This window comes from Jiella pacifica (genome assembly GCF_010500815.1).
Taxonomy (GTDB): Bacteria; Pseudomonadota; Alphaproteobacteria; order Rhizobiales; family Rhizobiaceae; genus Jiella; species Jiella pacifica.
In genome coordinates, this window is record NZ_JAAAMG010000028.1 from 40,888 (window position 1) to 59,444 (window position 18,557).

The 18,557-nt window shown below is 66.5% G+C and carries 18 protein-coding genes; 10 read left to right on the plus strand and 8 right to left on the minus strand.

Going from position 1 to position 18,557, the window contains the following annotated elements; translation table 11 throughout:
• The first annotated feature begins 133 nt into the window (after positions 1 to 133).
• From GTK09_RS23520 to GTK09_RS23535, 4 genes are all read left to right on the plus strand, one after another.
• The gene (locus GTK09_RS23520) at positions 134 to 1,150 is read left to right on the plus strand and encodes a substrate-binding domain-containing protein (protein WP_163465850.1); all 1,017 of its coding nucleotides are present in this window, start codon (positions 134 to 136) and stop codon (positions 1,148 to 1,150) included.
• An 87-nt stretch (positions 1,151 to 1,237) separates the two neighbouring features.
• Entirely contained in the window at positions 1,238 to 2,767 is a 1,530-nt protein-coding gene (locus GTK09_RS23525) for a sugar ABC transporter ATP-binding protein (protein ID WP_163465851.1), read from the plus strand.
• Positions 2,768 to 2,787: 20 nt separating this feature from the next.
• Positions 2,788 to 3,774: an ABC transporter permease gene (locus tag GTK09_RS23530; protein ID WP_163465852.1), complete on the plus strand. Its 987-nt coding sequence runs from the start codon at positions 2,788 to 2,790 to the stop codon at positions 3,772 to 3,774.
• Positions 3,775 to 3,781: 7 nt separating this feature from the next.
• Positions 3,782 to 4,804: an ABC transporter permease gene (locus tag GTK09_RS23535; protein WP_163465853.1), complete on the plus strand. Its 1,023-nt coding sequence runs from the start codon at positions 3,782 to 3,784 to the stop codon at positions 4,802 to 4,804.
• A 98-nt stretch (positions 4,805 to 4,902) separates the two neighbouring features.
• Here the strand turns inward: GTK09_RS23535 and GTK09_RS23540 are convergent, their stop codons facing one another.
• From GTK09_RS23540 to GTK09_RS23570, 7 genes are all read right to left on the minus strand, one after another.
• A complete protein-coding gene (locus GTK09_RS23540; RefSeq protein WP_163465854.1) occupies positions 4,903 to 5,679 on the minus strand; it encodes an SDR family NAD(P)-dependent oxidoreductase in 777 nt (258 codons plus the stop codon).
• Positions 5,680 to 5,692: 13 nt separating this feature from the next.
• Complete coding sequence (locus GTK09_RS23545) at positions 5,693 to 6,760, minus strand: glycerol dehydrogenase (RefSeq protein WP_163465855.1); 1,068 nt, start codon at positions 6,758 to 6,760, stop codon at positions 5,693 to 5,695.
• An 11-nt stretch (positions 6,761 to 6,771) separates the two neighbouring features.
• Positions 6,772 to 7,536 carry an SDR family NAD(P)-dependent oxidoreductase gene (locus tag GTK09_RS23550; RefSeq protein WP_163465856.1) on the minus strand — a complete coding sequence of 255 codons (765 nt, stop codon included), beginning with the start codon at positions 7,534 to 7,536 and terminating at the stop codon, positions 6,772 to 6,774.
• Between the two features lie 16 nt (positions 7,537 to 7,552).
• Positions 7,553 to 9,064: a xylulokinase gene (locus GTK09_RS23555; RefSeq protein WP_376768048.1), complete on the minus strand. Its 1,512-nt coding sequence runs from the start codon at positions 9,062 to 9,064 to the stop codon at positions 7,553 to 7,555.
• Positions 9,061 to 10,047, minus strand: coding sequence for an ABC transporter permease (locus tag GTK09_RS23560; RefSeq protein ID WP_163465858.1), 987 nt, complete (start codon positions 10,045 to 10,047; stop codon positions 9,061 to 9,063). Before GTK09_RS23560 ends, GTK09_RS23555 begins: the two co-directional genes overlap by 4 nt.
• The gene (locus tag GTK09_RS23565) at positions 10,044 to 11,549 is read right to left on the minus strand and encodes a sugar ABC transporter ATP-binding protein (RefSeq protein WP_163465859.1); all 1,506 of its coding nucleotides are present in this window, start codon (positions 11,547 to 11,549) and stop codon (positions 10,044 to 10,046) included. Before GTK09_RS23565 ends, GTK09_RS23560 begins: the two co-directional genes overlap by 4 nt.
• Before the next feature lie 75 nt (positions 11,550 to 11,624).
• Positions 11,625 to 12,590 carry a substrate-binding domain-containing protein gene (locus GTK09_RS23570; RefSeq protein WP_163465860.1) on the minus strand — a complete coding sequence of 322 codons (966 nt, stop codon included), beginning with the start codon at positions 12,588 to 12,590 and terminating at the stop codon, positions 11,625 to 11,627.
• A gap of 225 nt (positions 12,591 to 12,815) precedes the next feature.
• Here GTK09_RS23570 and GTK09_RS23575 point away from each other — a divergent pair, with 225 nt between their 5' ends.
• Genes GTK09_RS23575 through GTK09_RS23600 form a run of 6 tightly spaced genes read left to right on the plus strand, consistent with a single transcriptional unit; the run spans position 12,816 to position 17,727 of the window.
• Positions 12,816 to 13,451, plus strand: coding sequence for a glucose-6-phosphate isomerase (locus GTK09_RS23575; protein WP_163465861.1), 636 nt, complete (start codon positions 12,816 to 12,818; stop codon positions 13,449 to 13,451).
• On the plus strand, positions 13,448 to 14,092 hold the full coding sequence (gene eda, locus GTK09_RS23580; RefSeq protein WP_163465862.1) for a bifunctional 4-hydroxy-2-oxoglutarate aldolase/2-dehydro-3-deoxy-phosphogluconate aldolase: 645 nt from the start codon (positions 13,448 to 13,450) through the stop codon (positions 14,090 to 14,092). The genes GTK09_RS23575 and eda overlap by 4 nt, the downstream gene beginning before the upstream one ends.
• Positions 14,089 to 15,042 (plus strand): shikimate dehydrogenase family protein, encoded by a 954-nt coding sequence (locus GTK09_RS23585; protein ID WP_163465863.1) that lies wholly within the window; start codon positions 14,089 to 14,091, stop codon positions 15,040 to 15,042. The genes eda and GTK09_RS23585 overlap by 4 nt, the downstream gene beginning before the upstream one ends.
• 4 nt (positions 15,043 to 15,046) lie before the next feature.
• A complete protein-coding gene (locus tag GTK09_RS23590; protein WP_163465864.1) occupies positions 15,047 to 15,991 on the plus strand; it encodes an NAD(P)-dependent oxidoreductase in 945 nt (314 codons plus the stop codon).
• Complete coding sequence (locus tag GTK09_RS23595) at positions 15,978 to 16,841, plus strand: MBL fold metallo-hydrolase (RefSeq protein WP_163465865.1); 864 nt, start codon at positions 15,978 to 15,980, stop codon at positions 16,839 to 16,841. The genes GTK09_RS23590 and GTK09_RS23595 overlap by 14 nt, the downstream gene beginning before the upstream one ends.
• Before the next feature lie 4 nt (positions 16,842 to 16,845).
• A complete protein-coding gene (locus tag GTK09_RS23600) occupies positions 16,846 to 17,727 on the plus strand; it encodes an SIS domain-containing protein (RefSeq protein WP_163465866.1) in 882 nt (293 codons plus the stop codon).
• A gap of 411 nt (positions 17,728 to 18,138) precedes the next feature.
• Here GTK09_RS23600 and GTK09_RS28180 read toward each other — a convergent pair whose 3' ends face one another.
• Complete coding sequence (locus tag GTK09_RS28180) at positions 18,139 to 18,390, minus strand: hypothetical protein (RefSeq protein WP_163465867.1); 252 nt, start codon at positions 18,388 to 18,390, stop codon at positions 18,139 to 18,141.
• Between the last annotated feature and the right edge of the window lie 167 nt (positions 18,391 to 18,557).

Below are 18,557 nucleotides of genomic sequence, written 5' to 3' on the forward strand. Positions count from 1 at the left end.
TTCAAGATAATTATTTTTATGGACATGTCATTTTCATGTTGTTAGCCTTCTCCGATCGGACCTGGACCGGGAGGCCCTTCCACGATTGGGAAGGTCGGGATCAGCTCCGCTCAGCTTTTCGGGAGGAGAAGACATGTTCAAGAACATCATCGGGTCGTCCATCCGCCGCGCCGCGCTGCTTGCCGGAGCGGTCGTGGTGATGACCGCCAGCGCCTCGGCCCAGGACGGTTCCGGGCGCACCTACGTCTATGCCTCGCAGCTGCAGGGCCATCCCTATCTGCTCGACAGCCTTCTCGGCATGGACTACGCCCAGAAGCAGTTCGGCGTCACCGTCGAGCGGATCGGCCCGCAGGGCTGGGATCCGGTGGCCGGTGCAGAGGCGGTCGAGCAGGCCATCGCCCGCAAGCCCGCCGGCATCATCACCACGCTCTGGGAGCCGGGTGCCGTGCCGGGCATTCGCCGCGCCATGGAGCAGGGAATTCCGGTGGTGGTGATCGAGGCCGTGACGCCGGACGACGGCGGCGCGCTGACCTTCATCGGCCTCGACAACTACGCGGCCGGCGTCGACACCGCCAAGGAACTGATCGAGCGCGGCGGCAAGTCCGGCAGCTATGTCGCCTCCGGCAACTGGGGCGCCTCCAACACCGACGCGAAGTTCAAGGGCCTGACCGAGTATCTGGAGGCGAACAGCGACTGGAAGCTCGCCGGTCGGATCGACGACAAGGCGACCACCTCGACCGCCATCGACGCGGCCAAGACGATGTTCAACACCTATCCCGACATCAATGCGGTGATCGGCCTCGACAGCTCCTCCGGCACCGGCATCTGCCTCGCCGCCGAAGAGCTGGAGAAGGACATCGCCGACCTTACCGTGATCGTCCACGATCGCGAGGATCCGGTGCTGGAGTGCATCCAGGACGGCGTGATCGACGCGTCGATCGTCAACAAGACCGCGCTGCAGGCCTTCATGGCAGTCCAGATGCTCGAAGCCTACAACGATCAGAAGATCGGCCTCGCCAACGTCCCGATCTCGGCGGACAACAAGGCGGCGGGCGTCAATCCCTTCCCGGCCCAGATCTACATGGGCACCGAGGTGATCGACGGCGACAACGTCGACCAGTTCACCCGCGCCAACCTGCCGAAATACTGATCCTGTCGGGACCGTCCGCAAGCGGGCGGTCCCTCTCGTCGTCCTCGGGCTCGTGAAGGGCCCGCAGGCATTTCCACGGGAGGCTTCATGTCCGTCGCCGGAACCCTGCCGCATGCCCAAACCAGTTCGGTCGCGGCGCAGCCGATCCTCAGCCTGTCGCGCGTCAGCAAGAGCTACGGCGCCGTCCAGGCGCTGCGCGAGGTCGGCTTCGACGTCGCCCGCGGCGAGGTGCATGCCATTCTTGGCGAGAACGGCGCCGGCAAGAGCACGACGCTGAAGATCATCCATGGCGAGATCGAGCCCGACGAAGGAGAGATCCGTCTCTCCGGCCGGGTCACCAGCGCGTCCGACCGGGCCGAGGGCGACATCGCCATGGTCCATCAGGAACTGGCGGTCTTCGCCAACATGTCGGTGGCCGAGAACATCTTCGTCGGCCGGATGCCGCGCCGGGGCGGGCGGATCGACTTCGCCAGGATGCACCGCCGGGCCGCCGAACTCCTCGAACTGTTCGGCGTGCAGGTCGACACCCGCGAAATCCTCGGCCAGCTGACCCCCGGCCAGCAGCAGATCGTCGAGATCCTGCGGGCGGTGGAAAGCGACGCCAGCCTGCTGATCCTCGACGAGCCGACCTCCGGCCTCAACAATCGCGAGGCCGAGACGCTGATGGCGCTGATCAAGCGCCTGCGCGAGAGCGGCCACACGATCCTCTACGTCTCGCACCGGCTGCCCGAAGTGCTCGAGATCGCCGACGACATCACCGTCCTGCGCGACGGCCAGTTCGTCGAGACGCTGCGCAACGAGGGCCTCAGCGAGGACGACCTGATCAGGCGCATGGTCGGACGCGACCTCGGCCCGGTGGCGGTGTCGGACCTGTCGTCCGTCGCTGCGGCACCGGTCGCACTGGCCGTCAAGGGCATGAGCCTTTCCGGCGCCTTCGAGGACGTGACGATCGACGTGCGCAAGGGCGAGATCGTCGGCGTCTTCGGCCTGGAAGGCTCGGGTGCCGAACCGTTCTCGCAGGCGCTCTTCGGCATCGTTCCGCCGACGTCAGGCAGTCTCTCGCTGCTCGGCAAGCCGGTCCGCGACGTCTCCCCCGCCGGCCTGATGCGCCGGGGATTGGGATATCTCAACGGCAACCGCAAGGAAGCCGGCCTCTATATGGACCGCACCATCGCGGACAACGTCTCGGCGCCTGTGCTCGACCGGTTCTCGCGCCTCGGCCTCGTGGATGCCGGCAAGGTCGACGAACTCGCCCGAACCGACATCCGCCGTTTCGCGATCCGCGTCCCGGGGCCGGAGGGACGACCGCGTGAACTTTCCGGCGGCAATCAGCAGAAGGTGGCGATTTCCGCCTGCCTCGCCAACGCGCCGGAGGTGATCGTCCTCAACGAACCGACCCGCGGCGTCGACGTCGGCGCCAAGGCCGAGCTGCACGACGTCGTGCGCAACGAGGCGGCGGCCGGCAAGGCGCTGCTCGTCTTCTCCTCCGATCTGCCGGAGTTGCTGCGCCTCGTCCATCGCATCGTCGTCATGCGCTCGCGGCGGGTGGCCGGAGAGGTCGGAGGGGCGGACATGACCGAAGCGGCCGTCATGGCGCTCGCCGCCGGCAACCGCTGAGAGGGGAGGGGATCGTGACCGTGACCCAGAGACTGGACGACACCCCCGCACGCAAGCACAAGCCGCTCCTCGCCGGCAACGGCTTCGGCTCGAATATCCTGGCGCTCGCGCTGGTGACGCTCGCGATCTTCGCCTTCCTGGCACTGACGCGGCAAAATTTCGCCACCTGGCAGAATCTCAACTCGATCCTGTTCGGGGTGTCGATCGACTTCCTGGCGATCGTCGGCTTCACCTATGTGATGGTGATGCGCGAGATCGACCTTTCCGTCGGATCGGTCTTCGCCTTCACCGGCACGCTGACCGGCGCGCTTCTCGTGGGCGGCTGGGGCTTCTGGCCGGCGGCCGGTGTGGCGTTGCTGGCAGCCGCGGCGATCGGCTTCGTCAACGGCTTCCTCGTCGTCCGCTTCAACATCAACTCGCTGATGCTGACGATCGGCTCGATGCTGCTCGTGCGCGGCCTTTCCAACGTCCTGGCAAACGATCTCGGCGGCCAGACCTATCCGCGGGCCTTCCGCAGCCTGGCGCGGACCAACCTCTTCGACATCCGCATCACCATCGTCGTTATGATCGTACTCGTGCTGCTCGCCTGGGGCTTCCAGCGGCGCGCGGCGCTCTATCGAAAGATGTGCTTCATCGGCGAGAACGTGAAGTCGGCGACCGTCCACGGCATCCAGGTCGGCACGATCAAGATCCTGGCCTTCGTCGCCAGCGCGATGACGGCCGGCGTCGCCGGCATCTTCACCGCCTCGCGCATCACCCATGCCGACGTCCGCATGGGTCTGGGGCTCGAATTCGTCATGGTCACCGCCGCGATCATCGGCGGCGCCAGCCTTTACGGCGGCAGGGGCGACCTGCGCGGCTCGGCGCTGGGGCTCCTGCTGCTGGCGCTCGTCCTGAACGGGATGATCATGTACGACATCGAGCCCGTCTTCCAGCAGTTCGTCATCGGCGCGTTGTTGATCGCGACCGTCGCCTTCGACACCGTTCTCAACCGTCGCGGCCAGTGAGGGCGCCATGAGCAGCATCCGCAAGACGTCCTTCCTGCGCTCGGCACGGCTGGAACAGGAGACGCTGACCTTCACGGTGGTGATCCTTCTGGCCCTCGTGCTCACATCGATCTCGCCGGCCTTCCTCGATCCGAACAATCTCGCCTCGCTGCAGACGGCCGTGGCGCCGAATCTGATCGTGGCGCTCGGCATGATGACGCTGTTCATGATCGGCCGTTTCGACCTGTCGGTCGGCGCGGTGATGGGCATTTCCGGCATCGCCTCGGCGATGGCGCTCGATGCGGGCATGCCGGTGCCCGTAGCCTTTGCGACCGGCATCATGACGGGCGCGGCGATCGGCGCGTTCAATGGGCTCCTGGTCGCCTATCTCGGCATCAATCATCTGATCGTCACGCTCGGCGTCCTCTACATGACGCGCGGGGTGATCGAGGTGGTGATGTCCGGCCAGCAGCTCGGCGGCTTCACCTCGTTTCCCGAAGGCTTCAGCATGCTCGGCCAGTGGGGCTTCGGCGGCCTGTCGGGTATCTTCCTGTTCTCGCTGATCCTCTGCATCGGCTTCGAGGGCTTCATGCGGCTGACGCTGCCGGGGCGGAAGCTGTTGTTCCTCGGAGGCAATCCGGTGGCGGCGGAGGCGATGGGCATCGCCCGCCGGCGCACCGAGTTCTGGTGCTTCGTCCTGTCGGGTGGGCTGGCAGCGCTCGCCGGCGTCCTGATGACCGCCCGCGTCGGCATGGCCAACCGCTACATGGGCGACGGGCTGGAAATGCAGATCTTCATCGCCTGCCTGATCGGCGGTGGCTCGATCGCCGGCGGCAAGGGCTCCTATGTGGGCGCGCTGGCGGGGGTACTGTTCGTGACGCTTCTCACCAACGCCTTCAATCTCCTGCTGGTGCCGTCGGAGTGGCAGGCGGTGGTGATCGGCGCCGTCCTCGTCCTCGTGCTCGTCGCCGACGGTATCATGGTGCTGCGCAAGCGCGGCCGGCCGTGGCGCAACATCCTCGGCCTCTGGCCGTCGCGCCTAGCGACCTGAGCGCCGGGCTGCCGTTGCTAGCATCCGAAGATCGAACCGGTCAAAGAAAAGGGCGGCCCCGCGGGGCCGCCCTTTTCGCATTCGAAGAGCCGATGCCTTCATTCTTCCAAGGGGTTGCCGCTGACGAAGCCGCCGTCGACCTCGAGGCACATGCCGGTGACATAGGCGGCCGCAGGCGACGCGAGGAACAGACAGGGTCCGACGAGATCGGCCGTCGTGCCCCAGCGGCCGAGCGCGGTGCGGCGCGAGACAGCCTCCTCGCCGAAGGGCACCGACCAGATCGGCTTGGTCATGTCGGTCTTGTGGTAGCCCGGCGCGACGGCGTTCACCCGGATGCCCTCGCGTCCCCATTTGTGGGCAAGGGCGCGAGTCAGGCCAAGGACGCCGGTCTTCGAGGCCGTATAGGCCGGAACGCCGGGATCGGCCATGTAGCTCAGCATCGAGGCAATGTTGACGATGCTGCCCTTCGCCTCGGCCAGCCGGTCCTTCAGGCCGATCGCCAGGCGGAACTGGCTGTTGAGGTTCACCTCCATGGTGTCGAGCCAGATGTCCTCGTCCCACTCCGCTCCGCCGCGCGCGATGCCGGCGCCGTTCACCAGCACGTCGCAGCGCGTCTGCCTGACGCAGAAGGCCTTCACCGCCTCCCGGTCGCGCACGTCCAGCACTTCGAAGCGCAGACGCGGGTCTTCCCGCTTGAGAGAGGCAATCTTTTCCACCGAGGACCCGAGGGCTGTCACGTCAGCGCCGAGAGCGACGAAACCGCGGGCGATGTCGAGGCCGATACCGCTCGTCGCACCGGAGGAGATCACGTGCATGCCGGCGAAAAGATCGCTGCGGAAGCTGCCAAGCAAAGTGTCCGTTGCAATTGCGTCCATTCCGAGCCTCCCTTCAGGCCAATTGCCGCAGCGCTTCAGCCACCATGTCGGGCGAAATGCGGATCGGCTCGTTGTCCATGAGATCCCCCGGGCGGCAGGCGCGCTCCCCCACCTTGCGGAGCTTTTCGTCCGTCACTTCGGTGATGCCGATCTCCGCCAGCGTGGTCGGCAGGCGCACCGAGCGGCAGTAATCCCGCACCTTCGCGAACTCTTCGTGCTGGCCGTGAATCAGGAGCGTGCCGAGGACGCCGATCGCCACCTTCTCGCCATGCAGGTAGCCGTGCACGTCGTGAAGCTCGCAGAGCCCGTTATGGATGGCATGGGCGCCGGCGACGCCGCCGGACTCGAAGCCGGCTCCCGAAAGAAGGATGTTCGCCTCGACAACTTTCTCGAACGCTGGGCCAGCGGTGTCGGCATCGCATTCCTCCAAAGCCTTGGCGCCGTGTTCGACGATGGTATCACGACAGAACCTCGCAATCTCGAAGGCCAGCGGCGACCCGTGCGTGCCCCAGCAGTTCGGCGCGTCGGCGATGCGCGAACTCTCCGCTTCGTACCAGGTCGCCAGCGCATCGCCGATGCCGGCCGCTAGGAAGCGGGCCGGGGCCCTGGCGACGATCTCGGTGTCGACGAGGACGAGATCGGGATTGCGCGGCAGGAAGTAGTCGTAATCGACCGTGTGATGCTCGGTGTAGACCACGGCAAGCGCCGAGCAGGGCGCGTCGGATGCGGCGATGGTCGGCACGATCACCGTCGGCAGGCTCCCGAGGCGAAACGCGGCCGCCTTGGCCGTGTCGAGCGCCTTGCCGCCGCCGATGCCGATGACGAGATCGGCCCCGGCTGCCTTGCCGGCCTCGACGCCCCGGCCGATTTCGGCCTCCGAACATTCGCCGCCATGGATGAGCAGCGTCGTCTCGAGCGGCTGGACGCCATCCCGCACGGACGGCTCGAGGAAGGACGAGACGTTGCCGTCGAGAATGACCAGGGCCTTCGTTCCAAGGCTCTTGGATTCCTCGCCGAGCCGGGCGATCAGCCCCGGCGCCTGGATATAGCGGCCCGGAAAGCGGGCTCCCTTAATGTACATGTGTTCCTCCCTCACCAGCAGGTGTAGCCGCCGTCCGCCAGGACGATGGATCCGGTCATCAGGCTCGCCGCTTCGGATGCCAGGAAGAGGACGACGGCGGCGACCTCGTCGGGCCGGCCCATCCGGCCTTGCGGCGTCCCGCCGACCCAGTGTCGCATCAGCTCCGGATCGTCGTAGACGTAAGCGTTCATCTCGGTCTCGATGTAGGTGGGCGCCACCGCATTCACCCGGACGCCGCGCGGCGCCCATTCGGCCGCCAGCGAGCGCGTCAGCTGGTGCACCGCCGCCTTCGAGGCGTTGTACTGGGCCTGCTCCTGCGGGCGGTTGACGATGAAGCCGGACATCGAGCCGATATTGACGATGGAGCCGGCCTTGCGCTCCAGCATTTGCTTGCTGAAGGAGCGGCAGCACCAGAACAGGCCGTTGAGGTTGATGTCGATCACCGAGCGCCAGACGTCGTCGCTCATCGTCTCGGCAGGGACGTTCGAGCGGGCGATGCCGGCATTGTTCACCAGCACGTCGACATAGGAGTATTTGCCGGCGAGCGTTTCGACGGCCGCGGAAGAGGTAACTTCCAACTGATCGGCGACGACGTCGTGGCCTTTGCCGCGCAGCGTCGCGGCGGAAGTCTCGGCCGTCTCGCCGTTGCGGTCGGTAAGGATCACCCGGGCGCCGGCCTCCGCCAGCGCCTCGCAGGTGGCAAGGCCGATGCCGCGCGCGCCGCCCGTTACCAGAGCGGTGCGCCCGGTCAGCCGGAAGCGGTCCATGTAGTTCATCGAGTGTCTCCCGAGGTCAGGCACCTGGCGCATCGAGCGCGTCGAGGTCGTCGTAAAAATCTTGGGCCGTTGCATAGAGGCGGTCGAAGATCGGCTGCATCCGGGCATAGGTCTCGGCCCAGGCTGGCTCCGGCCGGACTTCGCGCGTGTGGCGGACGATCCGCGCCGCTGCGGCATCGAGGTCCGCATCGGCGCCGGTCGCGACGGCGGAAAGGATCGCGCAGCCGACGAGGCCACATTCGGCCTCTTCGGGGATGAGGATGGTCTTGCCGTAGATGCTGGCCTTGATCCGCAGCCAGAGGTCGGCCTTCGCGCCGCCGCCGGACGCGATCAGCACCTCGGGCACGGTGCCCGTCGCCCGCTCCATGATTTTCAGATGACGATTGACCGCAAAACCGACGCCTTCGAGCACGGCGCGATGCATCTGCGGCAGTCCGTGACGGGCTGACAGGCCGAAGAACTGGGCCCGCGAATTGCGGTGTTCGCCGAGCCGCTCGCCGACGAGATAGGGCAGGAAGAACAGCGCCTCGGCCCCAGCCGGCGCAGCTTCGGCCATGGCCAGCGTCTCGGCATAGCCGACCGCGTCGTCGTGGAAGGTCCGGCGGGCCCAGCGGGCGCTGTCGCCGCCCGCTTCGAGCAGCACGAAGGCGCCCCAGTTGCCCTCGGGCGTCCCGACATTGCTGATCTCGGCGTCGAGAACCGGCTTCTCCGCGATGAGGGTGACGATCGACGAGGTGCCGGCGACCTCCGAGGCGAGGCCCGGCCGGCAGACGCCGGAGCCGAGAAGCGCGACCGGATAGTCGCCCCCGCCGACCAGTACCGGCGTTCCCTCGGCAAGTCCGGTCTCCGCGGCGGCCGACCGCGTCACCCGGCCGAGGATCTCCGACGGCAGGCGGATCGGCGCCATCATCGAAATGTCGAGGCCCAGACGATCGAACACCGTCTTGGACCACGTTCCGGTCGAAGCATCGACGAGGAAGGAGCAGGCCGCATCCGTCCAGTCCATCGCCCGCTCGCCGGTCAGCTTGAGATTGACGAAGTCCTTCGGCATCATCACGCTCGCGGTCCGGCGATAGGCCTCCGGATCGTTGTCGCGCAGCCATTGCAGCTTGAAGGCCGGCCAGGCCGGCGTCGGCGGATTGGCGGTCAGCTGCAGCCAGTCGGCGAGGGCTTCTTTGGCCTCGAAGGCGCGGACATGGTCAAGCGTGCGCTTGTCGTTCCAGAGTGGGACCGTGTCGCGGGTCGGTTCGCCGTCGGCATCCACCAGCACCGTGCCGTGCATCTGGCCGCAGGCGCAGACCGCGGCCACCGTGTGGCCTTCGCCGCGGGCGTGGTCCGTGACCTCGCCCAGACAGGCCTTCGCGGCGTCCCACCAGTCCTTTGGCCGCTGCTCGGACCAACCGAAGGCCGGAACGATCTGGCGATATTCGCGGGCCGCGACGAACAGCACCCTGCCGTCCGGGCTCATCAGGGCGGCACGGGTCGATCCCGTGCCGATGTCGATTGCGACCGTCGTTTCCATGATCAGCGACGGAAGAGGGTGGAGCCGTTCTGAATCAGCACGGCGACGACGATGATGACACCGAGATAGACCTGCTGGTGGTAGCCCGGCACGCCGGCGAGATTCATGATGTTGCCGATGACGCCGAGGATCATCACGCCGATGAAGGTGTTGATCACACCGCCGCGTCCGCCCATCAGGCTCGCCCCGCCGATGACGACGGCGGCGATGACGTCGAGCTCGTTGCCGGCGCCGACCGAGGCCGAGCCGACGCCCGAGCGCGAGGTGATCAGAACGCCGGCCACCGCGGCGAGGGCCCCGGAAATCACATAGACCGACAGCACGTACCACGGCACCGAAATGCCGGAGAGGCGGACGGCTTCTTCGTTCGAGCCGATCGCCTTCACCAGCCGGCCGAAGCGGCTGTAGTTGAGGATGATGAAGGCCAGCGCGAAGAGACCGATCATCAGGACGGCGGGGTTCGGGAAGCCGAGGCTGAAGGACGTGCCGAACGCCTGCAGCGGCGCTCCGGCCGGGCCGGGCATGATCGGCTGGCCGTTCGACAGGATCAGTGCGAAGCCGCGCGCTGCCGTCATCATGGCGAGCGTGATGACAAAGGCCGGCAGGCGGAAGAAGGCGATCAGCGCGCCGGAGATCAGCCCGCAGGCGGCGCCGATTCCGATGGCCATCAGGAGGGCGACCGGGAGAGGATAGGACTGGATGAGAACGGCCGCGGAGACCGAGCCGAGGGCGGCGATGGAGCCGACCGAAAGATCGATGCCGCGGGTCAGGATGACGAACAGCATGCCGATCGCCATGACGCCGATCCCCGACATCTGTCGCAGGACGTTCATGACGTTGCGCTCGGTCAGGAAGGCGTCGGACTGTTCCTGCGCCACGATCAGGAGCAGGACGAAGATGATGACGGTGCCGTATTGGCGAAACGCCTTGCCAAAGTTGAATCGGCTTCGGGCCGGCGTCTCGTTGATGGTTGCCGCGTTGTCCGTCATGCCCGGCCCTCCGTGCCGCTCTGCCGATGACCGGTCATCGACAGCGTCAGCAGCTTTTCTTCTTTGAATTCATGAGGCTGCAGCTCGCCCCGAAGTCGCCCTTCGCCCATCACCAGCACCCGGTCGCAGAGCCCGAACAGTTCGGCATGTTCGGAGGAGATGACGATGACGGCCTTCCCCGCCGAGGCCAGCTGATGGATCAGCGAATAGATCTCGGTCTTCGCACCCACATCGACGCCGCGTGTCGGCTCGTCGAGGATGATGAGGTCGGGATCGGCGTTGAACCACTTGGCGAGCACCACCTTCTGCTGGTTGCCGCCGGAGAGGCTCGACACCGGATCGTTCATCGAGCCGAGCTTGATGCGCAGGGAGCGGATCAGCCTCTCGACGACGCTGCGCTCGGCGCTCGGCTTGAAGAAACCGGCGCGGGTGATCGGCCCGCTCTTCGCCATGGTGGCGTTCTTGCGGATCTCCATGTCCAGGACGACGCCCTGGCTCTTGCGGTCTTCCGGCACGAGGCCGACGCCCTGCTTTACGGCATGGCGGGGGGAGCGGGGGCTGTAGGCGGCCCCCTTCAGCAGCATCGTGCCGCCGCTGATCCGGTCGGCGCCGAATATCGCCCGTGCGACCTCCGTCCGGCCGGAGCCGACGAGCCCGCCGAGACCGACGACCTCGCCGCGACGGATCGAGAAGCTGACGTCGCGGACGCCGTTCGGCAGGGTGAGGCCGTCGATCCGCAGCACTTCCTCGCCGATGGCGGTCTCAGGCTTGTCGCCGAACAGCTGCGACAGCGGCCGGCCGACCATCATGCGGATGAGTTCTTCGACGGGGGTCGAGGCCGGCGTGACCGTGCCGACGCGCTGGCCGTCCTTCATGACGGTGATGCGATCGGCGATCTTGTAGATCTCGTCGAGCCGGTGGGAGATGTAGACGATGCCGACGCCCTCGGCGCGCAGGCCCTTGATGATCTCGAGCAACCGTTCGGCGTCGCCGCTGGCAAGGACGGCCGTCGGTTCGTCGAAGACGATCGCCTTGACGTCGCGCGAAAGGGCCTTGGCGATCTCGACCACCTGCTGATGGGCGACGGCGAGATCGGCGACCTGCGTGCGAGGGGATATGTCGAAGCCGAGCCGCTCGATCAGCGCGCGTGCGCGCTCGTTCAGCCGCGGCCAGTTGATGCCTTGCGGCAGGGCGCCGAGGAAGATGTTCTCGGCGACCGACAGGTCGGGCGCCAGCGCCATTTCCTGATGAATGACCGAGATGCCGCGCCTTATGGCGTCGGTCGGGCCGGCGAGGCGGATCTCCTCGCCTTCGATCAGCGTGCGACCGGCATTCGGCCGCATCTCGCCGCCGAGAACCCGCATCAGGGTGGACTTGCCGGCGCCGTTTTCGCCGACAAGCGCGTGTACTTCGCCGGCGTGAAGGTCGAAGTCGACGTCGGTCAGCGCGTGGACGCCGGCGAAGGACTTGGTGATGTTCTCAAGCTGAATCAGGGCCGTCACGGGCCGCACCCCTTGCGTTTCGCGATGTCGAAACGGCGGTGATCGCCGGGCCTGAACCCGGCGATCACCGGACGATCAGAAGACCGAGTCGGGCTTGTAGTACTGGTCGACGTTGTCCTTCGTCACGGCGGCCGGGTCCGTAAAGGTGTACTTGCCGAGGTTCTGCTCCTCGCCGTTCAGCGCCTTGACGCCGATGTCGACGGCCATCTTGGCGAGGGCGGCCGGATCGTTGAGGCCGGTGGCGCCGTATTCGCCGTCCTTGATCATCTTGTAGGCTTCCTTCTGGCCGTCGGCGGCGGCGACGAGAAGCACGCCGTCGAGGCGACCAGCGGCCTTCAGGGCCTCGCGAGCGCCGATGACCATGGAGTCGTTCTCGCCGAGCACGACGTTGATGTCCGGATGAGCGGTCAGAAGATCTTCCATGGCGGTCAGGCCGCCGTCGGTCGACCAGCTGCCCCAACCCTGACCGACGACGGAGATGTCGGCGTGGCCGTAATTGGTCAGCTGGGCCTCCATCAGGCCGGAAAGTACGCCGGTGCGGCGGGCCTCGCCGACGAGATTGCCCTTCTGGCCCGAAACCAGCGCGATCTTGAGCGGCTTGCCGCCGGTTGCCGTCGCCAGCCACTGGCCGACCAGCTTGCCATTTTCGGCGTTCGACGCTGACACATTGGTGATGAAGTTGGCGGATGCGTCGAGCATCGAGTCCATCGCCACAACCTTGACGCCTTCGGCCGTCGCCGCGTTGACCGCGGGAACCAGGCCGAGCGGATCGCGCGGGTTGACGATCAGGACGTTGACGCCGGCGGCGATCATGTCCTCGATGTCGCCGATCTGCTTGACCATGTCGTTCTGGCCGTCGGCGGTGCGTACGTCGCAGCCGGCCGCCTCGGCCGCATCACGGGCGGCGGCTTCCTGGGCCGCGAAGTAGGGCGCATCGAGCGTGTACATCGAGACGCCGACCGAGCACTTCTCCTGTGCCATTGCGGCAGACGTCATCACCGTGGCGCCCAGAAGGGCACCAGCGAAAATCGCGAGCTTCATTTTGACCTCCCAATCAAGGCCCGGCGGCAGCACAGTTTCCGGACATGGTGTCGGGAGACCTGTGGCGGCGGGCACAACATCGGAGGCTAATCCGGCAAAACGAGCGCGTCAACGACTCGAACAAAAAATGTAGTGAAATTACCAAACAGGTTGCGGAAGCCGGAATGAAGGGCGTAAACTCGGCTTCAAACGTATTTAAGTTACAAGAAATGGAGGATTGAGGTCATGCGCGTAGCCGAGCCACGGCGCTGCGACATCTCCGTCGCGACCGGAATGCTGGTCAATGGCGATGGGCACTACCGGAAGACCTATCGCGATCTGGCGGGTCTTTACGCCGACGCAGCCGGCTTCGAGGCGATCCTCGCGGAAAAGGCGGACAAGGTCGCCTACGAGGTCACGTCCTACACGCCCGGAGAAAAAACTTCCGACCTGATCATGGGCGTCACGCGCATGGAGCCCGGCAAGGTCGGGCGCGAGTTCTTCCTCACGCGCGGTCACATCCATGCCAGGGGTGACCGTCCCGAGATCTACCATACCCTGTCGGGGCGAGGGGTCATGCAGCTCGAAAGCCCGGGCGGCGAGGTCAGGCTGGTCGAGATGGGGCCGCAGCAGGTCTGCTACGTGCCGCCCTTCTGGATTCACCGCTCGGTCAATATCGGCTCCGAGGACCTGGTGATGTTCTTTTCCTACCCGGCCGACTCCGGCCAGGACTACGGCATCATCGAGCGCTCCGGCGGCATGCGCGTCCGCGTCATGGACGACGGGAAGGGCGGCTATGTCGCCGAGGAGAATCCGGCCTGGCGCGAGCGCAGCGCGGCGGAAGTCGATGCGATCCTCTCCGGCGAGGCGATGGCCGCATGAGTGACGCTTTCGCCGAAATCGCGAAGATCGGCGTCGTGCCGGTCATCGCTATCGAGAGTATCGACCACGCCGTGCCGCTCGCCGACGCGCTGCTCGAAGGTGGCCTCGGCGTTGCCGAGATTACCTTCAGGACCGAAGCCGCCGCCGACGTCATGGCCCTGCTCAGCGACAAGCGGCCGGAGCTTTTGCTCGGGGCCGGGACGGTGCTGAACCCCGATCAGGTCAAACGTGCCGTGAGTGCGGGTGCCGCCTTCGCCCTCGCGCCGGGGTTCGATCCTGCGGTCGTCGAAGCCGCCGAGGCGGCAAGCCTGCCCTTCGCACCCGGCATCATGACGCCCTCCGACATTTCCCTCGCGACGGCTCGCGGCTGCCGCCTGATGAAATTCTTCCCGGCAACGCCCGCCGGAGGCCCTTCGATGCTGAAGAACATCAGCGCCCCCTTCGCGCATCTGCAGGCAAAATTCATCCCGACCGGCGGCGTTACGCTGGACACAATCGCGGACTGGCTGTCCCTGCCGGAGATCGCGGCGGTGGGCGGAACCTGGATCGCCAAGGCCGAGGACATGCGCGCCGGCGACTGGCAGGCGATCGCCGCCAAGGCGCGTGCCGCCGTCGCCCGTGCTAGGGAGTTGCGCCCATGAGCCGCTATCAGCCCGCCGAAAGGCCGACCTTCTATTTCATCGGCGTCACCACGGGCAAAAGCTCGATCATGAAGGTGTTTCCCGCCTGGGCGCGGGAACTCGGCCTCGGCGACGCCGAGATGAGAGGCATCGACTTTCCCCTGCATGCCGAGCCCGCCGCCTACCGCGAGGCGGTGGAATTCATCCGCGACGATCCGCTGTCGCTCGGCGCGCTGGTCACCACCCACAAGATCGACCTCTTCAACGCCTGCCGCGACCTTTTCGACGTGATCGATCCCTTCGCTGTCCTGATGAAGGAGACGTCCTGCATCTCGAAGAGGGACGGCAGGCTCGTCTGTCACGCCAAGGATCCGATCTCCTCCGGCCTGTCGATCGACGGCTTTCTCGGCGAGGGCTACTTCGCCCGCACAGGGGCCGAGGTCTTCTCGATCGGCGCCGGCGGCTCGACCATCGCGCTGACCTGGCATCTCATGCGCAAGGAGCGCGGCAATGACGTGCCGGCGCGCATCGTCGTCTCCAACCGCTCGCAGCCGCGGCTGGACGAGATCCGCCACATCCATTCGCAGATCGAGAGCGACGTGCCTGTCGACTACGTCCTCGCGCCGACGCCGGCAGACAACGACGCCGTCCTTCCGGCCCTGAAGCCGGGTTCCCTGGTGATCAACGCCACCGGCCTCGGCAAGGACGCGCCGGGATCGCCGCTGACGGACGCCGCGGCGTTCCCGCGCGAGGCAGTCGTGTGGGACCTGAACTATCGCGGCGACCTCGTCTTCCTCGATCAGGCGCGGGCGCAGGCGCAAAAGCAGGGACTCACCATCGTCGACGGCTGGACCTACTTCATTCATGGCTGGACGCAGGTGATCGCGGAGGTGTTCGACATCTCCATCGGCACCGACGCCGCAACCATCGACCGCCTGACCGACATCGCCCTCAAGGCCGCGAAGGGCTGAGGCGATGGCCCGCATCCTCATCACCCCGCGGTCGCTGACGGCGGCGCCGCCGGCCGAACTCGGACGGCTGCGGCAGGCTGGTCACGAACTCATCTTCTCGACGGCCGGCCAGACGCCGGACGAAGCCGAACTCCTTCGGCTCGTGCCGCAGGTCGAGGGCTGGCTCGCCGGCGTCGAGCCGATCTCGCCGGCGGTGATCGCCGCTGCGGACCGGCTTCACGTCATCAGCCGCAACGGCTCCGGCGTCGACAATCTGCCGTTGGCCGACCTCGAACGGCGCGGCATCCGGGTCGCCCGGGCGATGGCTGCAAATGCGACGGGCGTCGCCGAACTCGCCGTCGGGCTCTGCGTCGCGGCCTGCCGCAATCTGCCGGAGGTCTGCCACGGCGTTCGCGGCGGCGGCTGGCCGCGTCCGAAGGGGCGGGAGATCGAAGGCGCGGTCGTCGGCGTTGTCGGTGCCGGGGCGATCGGTCGCAAGGTCGCCGGCATTCTCGCCGAGTTCGGCGCAAAGGTCCTCGCTCTCGATCCGTTTCGGCCTGACCTTGGCCGGCTCGCCGGGCGAGTCCGCTACGTCGAAAGAGCGGAGCTCTTCGATGGCGCGGACATCGTCACCCTGCACTGCCCGATGTCCGCCGAAGGCGCGCCGCTCATCGACGCGCCCACGCTCGCATCCATGAAAAGGGGGGCGATCATCGTCAACACCGCCCGGGCCGGCCTGATCGACGAGGCCGCGCTCGTCGCCGCGCTCGACGAGGGGCGGATTGCCGCCTATGCCACGGACGTCTTCGAGCCGGAGCCACCGGCTGCGGGTGGGCTCGCAGCCCATCCAAAGGTCATTGCGACCAGCCATATCGGCGGCCTGACCGACGAAAGCGTCCGGCGCGCCACGGACCTGGCAGTCGACAGCCTGCTGCAGCATCTCGGCGAAGCCTGCCATGTGGCTGGCTGAGCACCCCCTCGACGCACCGCTTCGCGAGGTCCTTGCGGCACCGCCGGGCGCGCGTGTCCAGCTGTTCTGGCTGGGGCAGGCCGGCTTCGTCGTCGAGGGGGGCGGCCGGCGCGTGGTGATCGATCCCTATCTGTCGGATTCGCTGGCGGAGAAGTATCGCGGCGCGCGCTTTGCCCATGTCAGGATGATGCCGGCGCCGGTCGAGCCTTGCGAGATCCTCCATGTCGATGCGATGCTCGCCACCCACGCCCACACCGACCACCTCGATCCGGGAACGCTGCCGCAGCTCCTTGCGAATAACCTCGATGCGCCGTTGATCGTGCCGAAATCGGCCTTGGCGGTGGCACTGCAGCGCTCCTGCGTCCCCAAGCAGCGGCTGATCGGCATCGACGCTGGCGAAACATGCAAATGGCCGGGACTGTCGATCACTGCGGTGCGGGCCGCTCACGAGACGCTGGAACGCGACGACCAGGGCTTCTACCGGTTCCTCGGCCTTGCCGTTCGCCTTGGTGGCGCCACGGTCTATCACTCCGGCGACACCGTGCCGTTCGACGGTCAGGTCGAGGAGGTGCGTGAGCTGAATGCCGATCTCGCCTTGCTGCCGGTCAACGGCCGGGATGCCGTCCGGGCATCGAACGGCGTCCCCGGCAACATGAGCGTGGAGGAAGCGCTGGATCTCTGCCGCGCCACCGGCATCGGCGCCATGATCGCTCATCATTTCGATCTCTTCGCCTTCAACACAGTCCCGCGGGAAACGGTCGAGGCGCTTGCAAGCCGGTCGGATCTGCCCCATGCGGTGGCGGCCCGGCTCGACCGCTTCTATAGTCTCGGGCCAGAGCAGACAGGCTGAGACTATGAACAAACCGGCGGATACGGCACTGCCGCGCAACATGCTCGAACTGGTCCGGGTGATCCGCACCGATCTGCGCAAGTCCGACCGCAAGGTGGCGGACGCGCTGCTCGACGATCCCCATCGCATCCTCAACTCGACCGTCGCCGAGACGGCCGAGATCGCCGAGGTCAGCCAGCCCACCGTCTTGCGCTTCTGCACCGCGATCGGCTGCGACGGCTTTCAGGACTTCAAGATCCGGCTCGCCCAGAGCCTTGCACTCGGCACGCCGGCGACCCAGTCTGCCATCATCGAGGAGGACACGCCGGAAGAGGTGGCGGCAAAGATCTTCGACTACACCATGACCTCGCTCGACTGGGCGCGTCACAAGCTCGACCTCACCCAGATCAACGCCGCCGTGGAGCTGATCCTGACGGCCCGCAGCCTCGAGATCTTCGGATACGGCGCCTCGGCGATCGTCGCACAGGATCTGCAGCAGAAGTTCCCGCTTCTGGGGCTGCCCTGCCATGCGACCATGGACAGCCACCAGCAGCTGATGGCCGCCTCGATGATGCGGCCGGGCGACGTCGCCGTGACGATCTCGAACACCGGCACCACGCTCTCGATCATCGAACTGGCGCGTCTGGCGCGCGAGCAGGGCGCCAAGGTGATCGCCATCACCGGCGCCTCGCAGACGGCGCTCGCCAACTATGCCGACATCCTGATCAACGTCGAGACCCTCGACAATACCGACCTGTTCACCCCGACGACGTCGCGCATCGCCGCGCTGGTGACTGTCGACATCCTCTCCACCCTTGTCGCCAGGCGCCTCGGCCGGGTCCAGAACCAGCGGCTCATCCGGATGAAGCGCTATCTTGCACAGGTGCGCAAGAGCGGACTTTTCTAGCCAGAGCGTCGGGCGGGAACTCGGAATCGCTATTCCGTTTGTCGACCAAGTCTGATTCTGTGGTGCCGACGGCGCGCCATGGGGAAAGCAGTTGTATCGGATTTACGACTTCGGATCGTGCGAGGCTTCGAGGCGGGCGGGGCGGGTCGCTCAATGGTGGCGGGGCTCGAAGGAGGCCATCGACGGCGGTGCGGGGTGCAGGCCCGCTATGCCGCAACGGGGTCCGTGGCACCGCTCAAGCAAGGCAGCCTGGCGGGAACGGGCAAGCTCGGCCCCTATCAAAAAGCCATCATCGAGAAGGTAAAGGCAAATCGGACATCACGATGCCCGATCCTGCCGCCTGGCTCGAGGCGCAGCATGGGGTGATGGTCGATCCGTCAAAGCTGTCCAAGTTCCTGTGCCGGGCGGGGTTCACGTATAAATAGCGCTGCTGGCATCGGAGCAAGAACGCTGCGATGTGAAGGCGCCCGTCGTGAATGGCGCGACCGCCGCCAGCCCTTCATGCGCCGGCAGCCGGCGCGGCTGGTGTTCATCGACGAAATTAGCGTGAAGACCAATATGACGCCGCTGCGCGGCCGCCGCCTGAGGGGCGAGCGCCTGCGAGCCGATTCGCCATTCGGCAATTGGAAGACCCAGACCTTCGTGGCCGGCCTGCGCTGCCATGAACTTGTCGCGCCATGATCTGAGGTGGTACCGGTTTCCCGGCTCTTGCGCAGGTTGTGTGGTTTTACGCGGCCAAGAGGAGTCGACGGCGCAAGAGATCGAGGTTCCCACGTCCGTACATTGAGCGCTTGAGAAGTTTGAGCTTGGTGACCTGGCCCTCCGTTTGG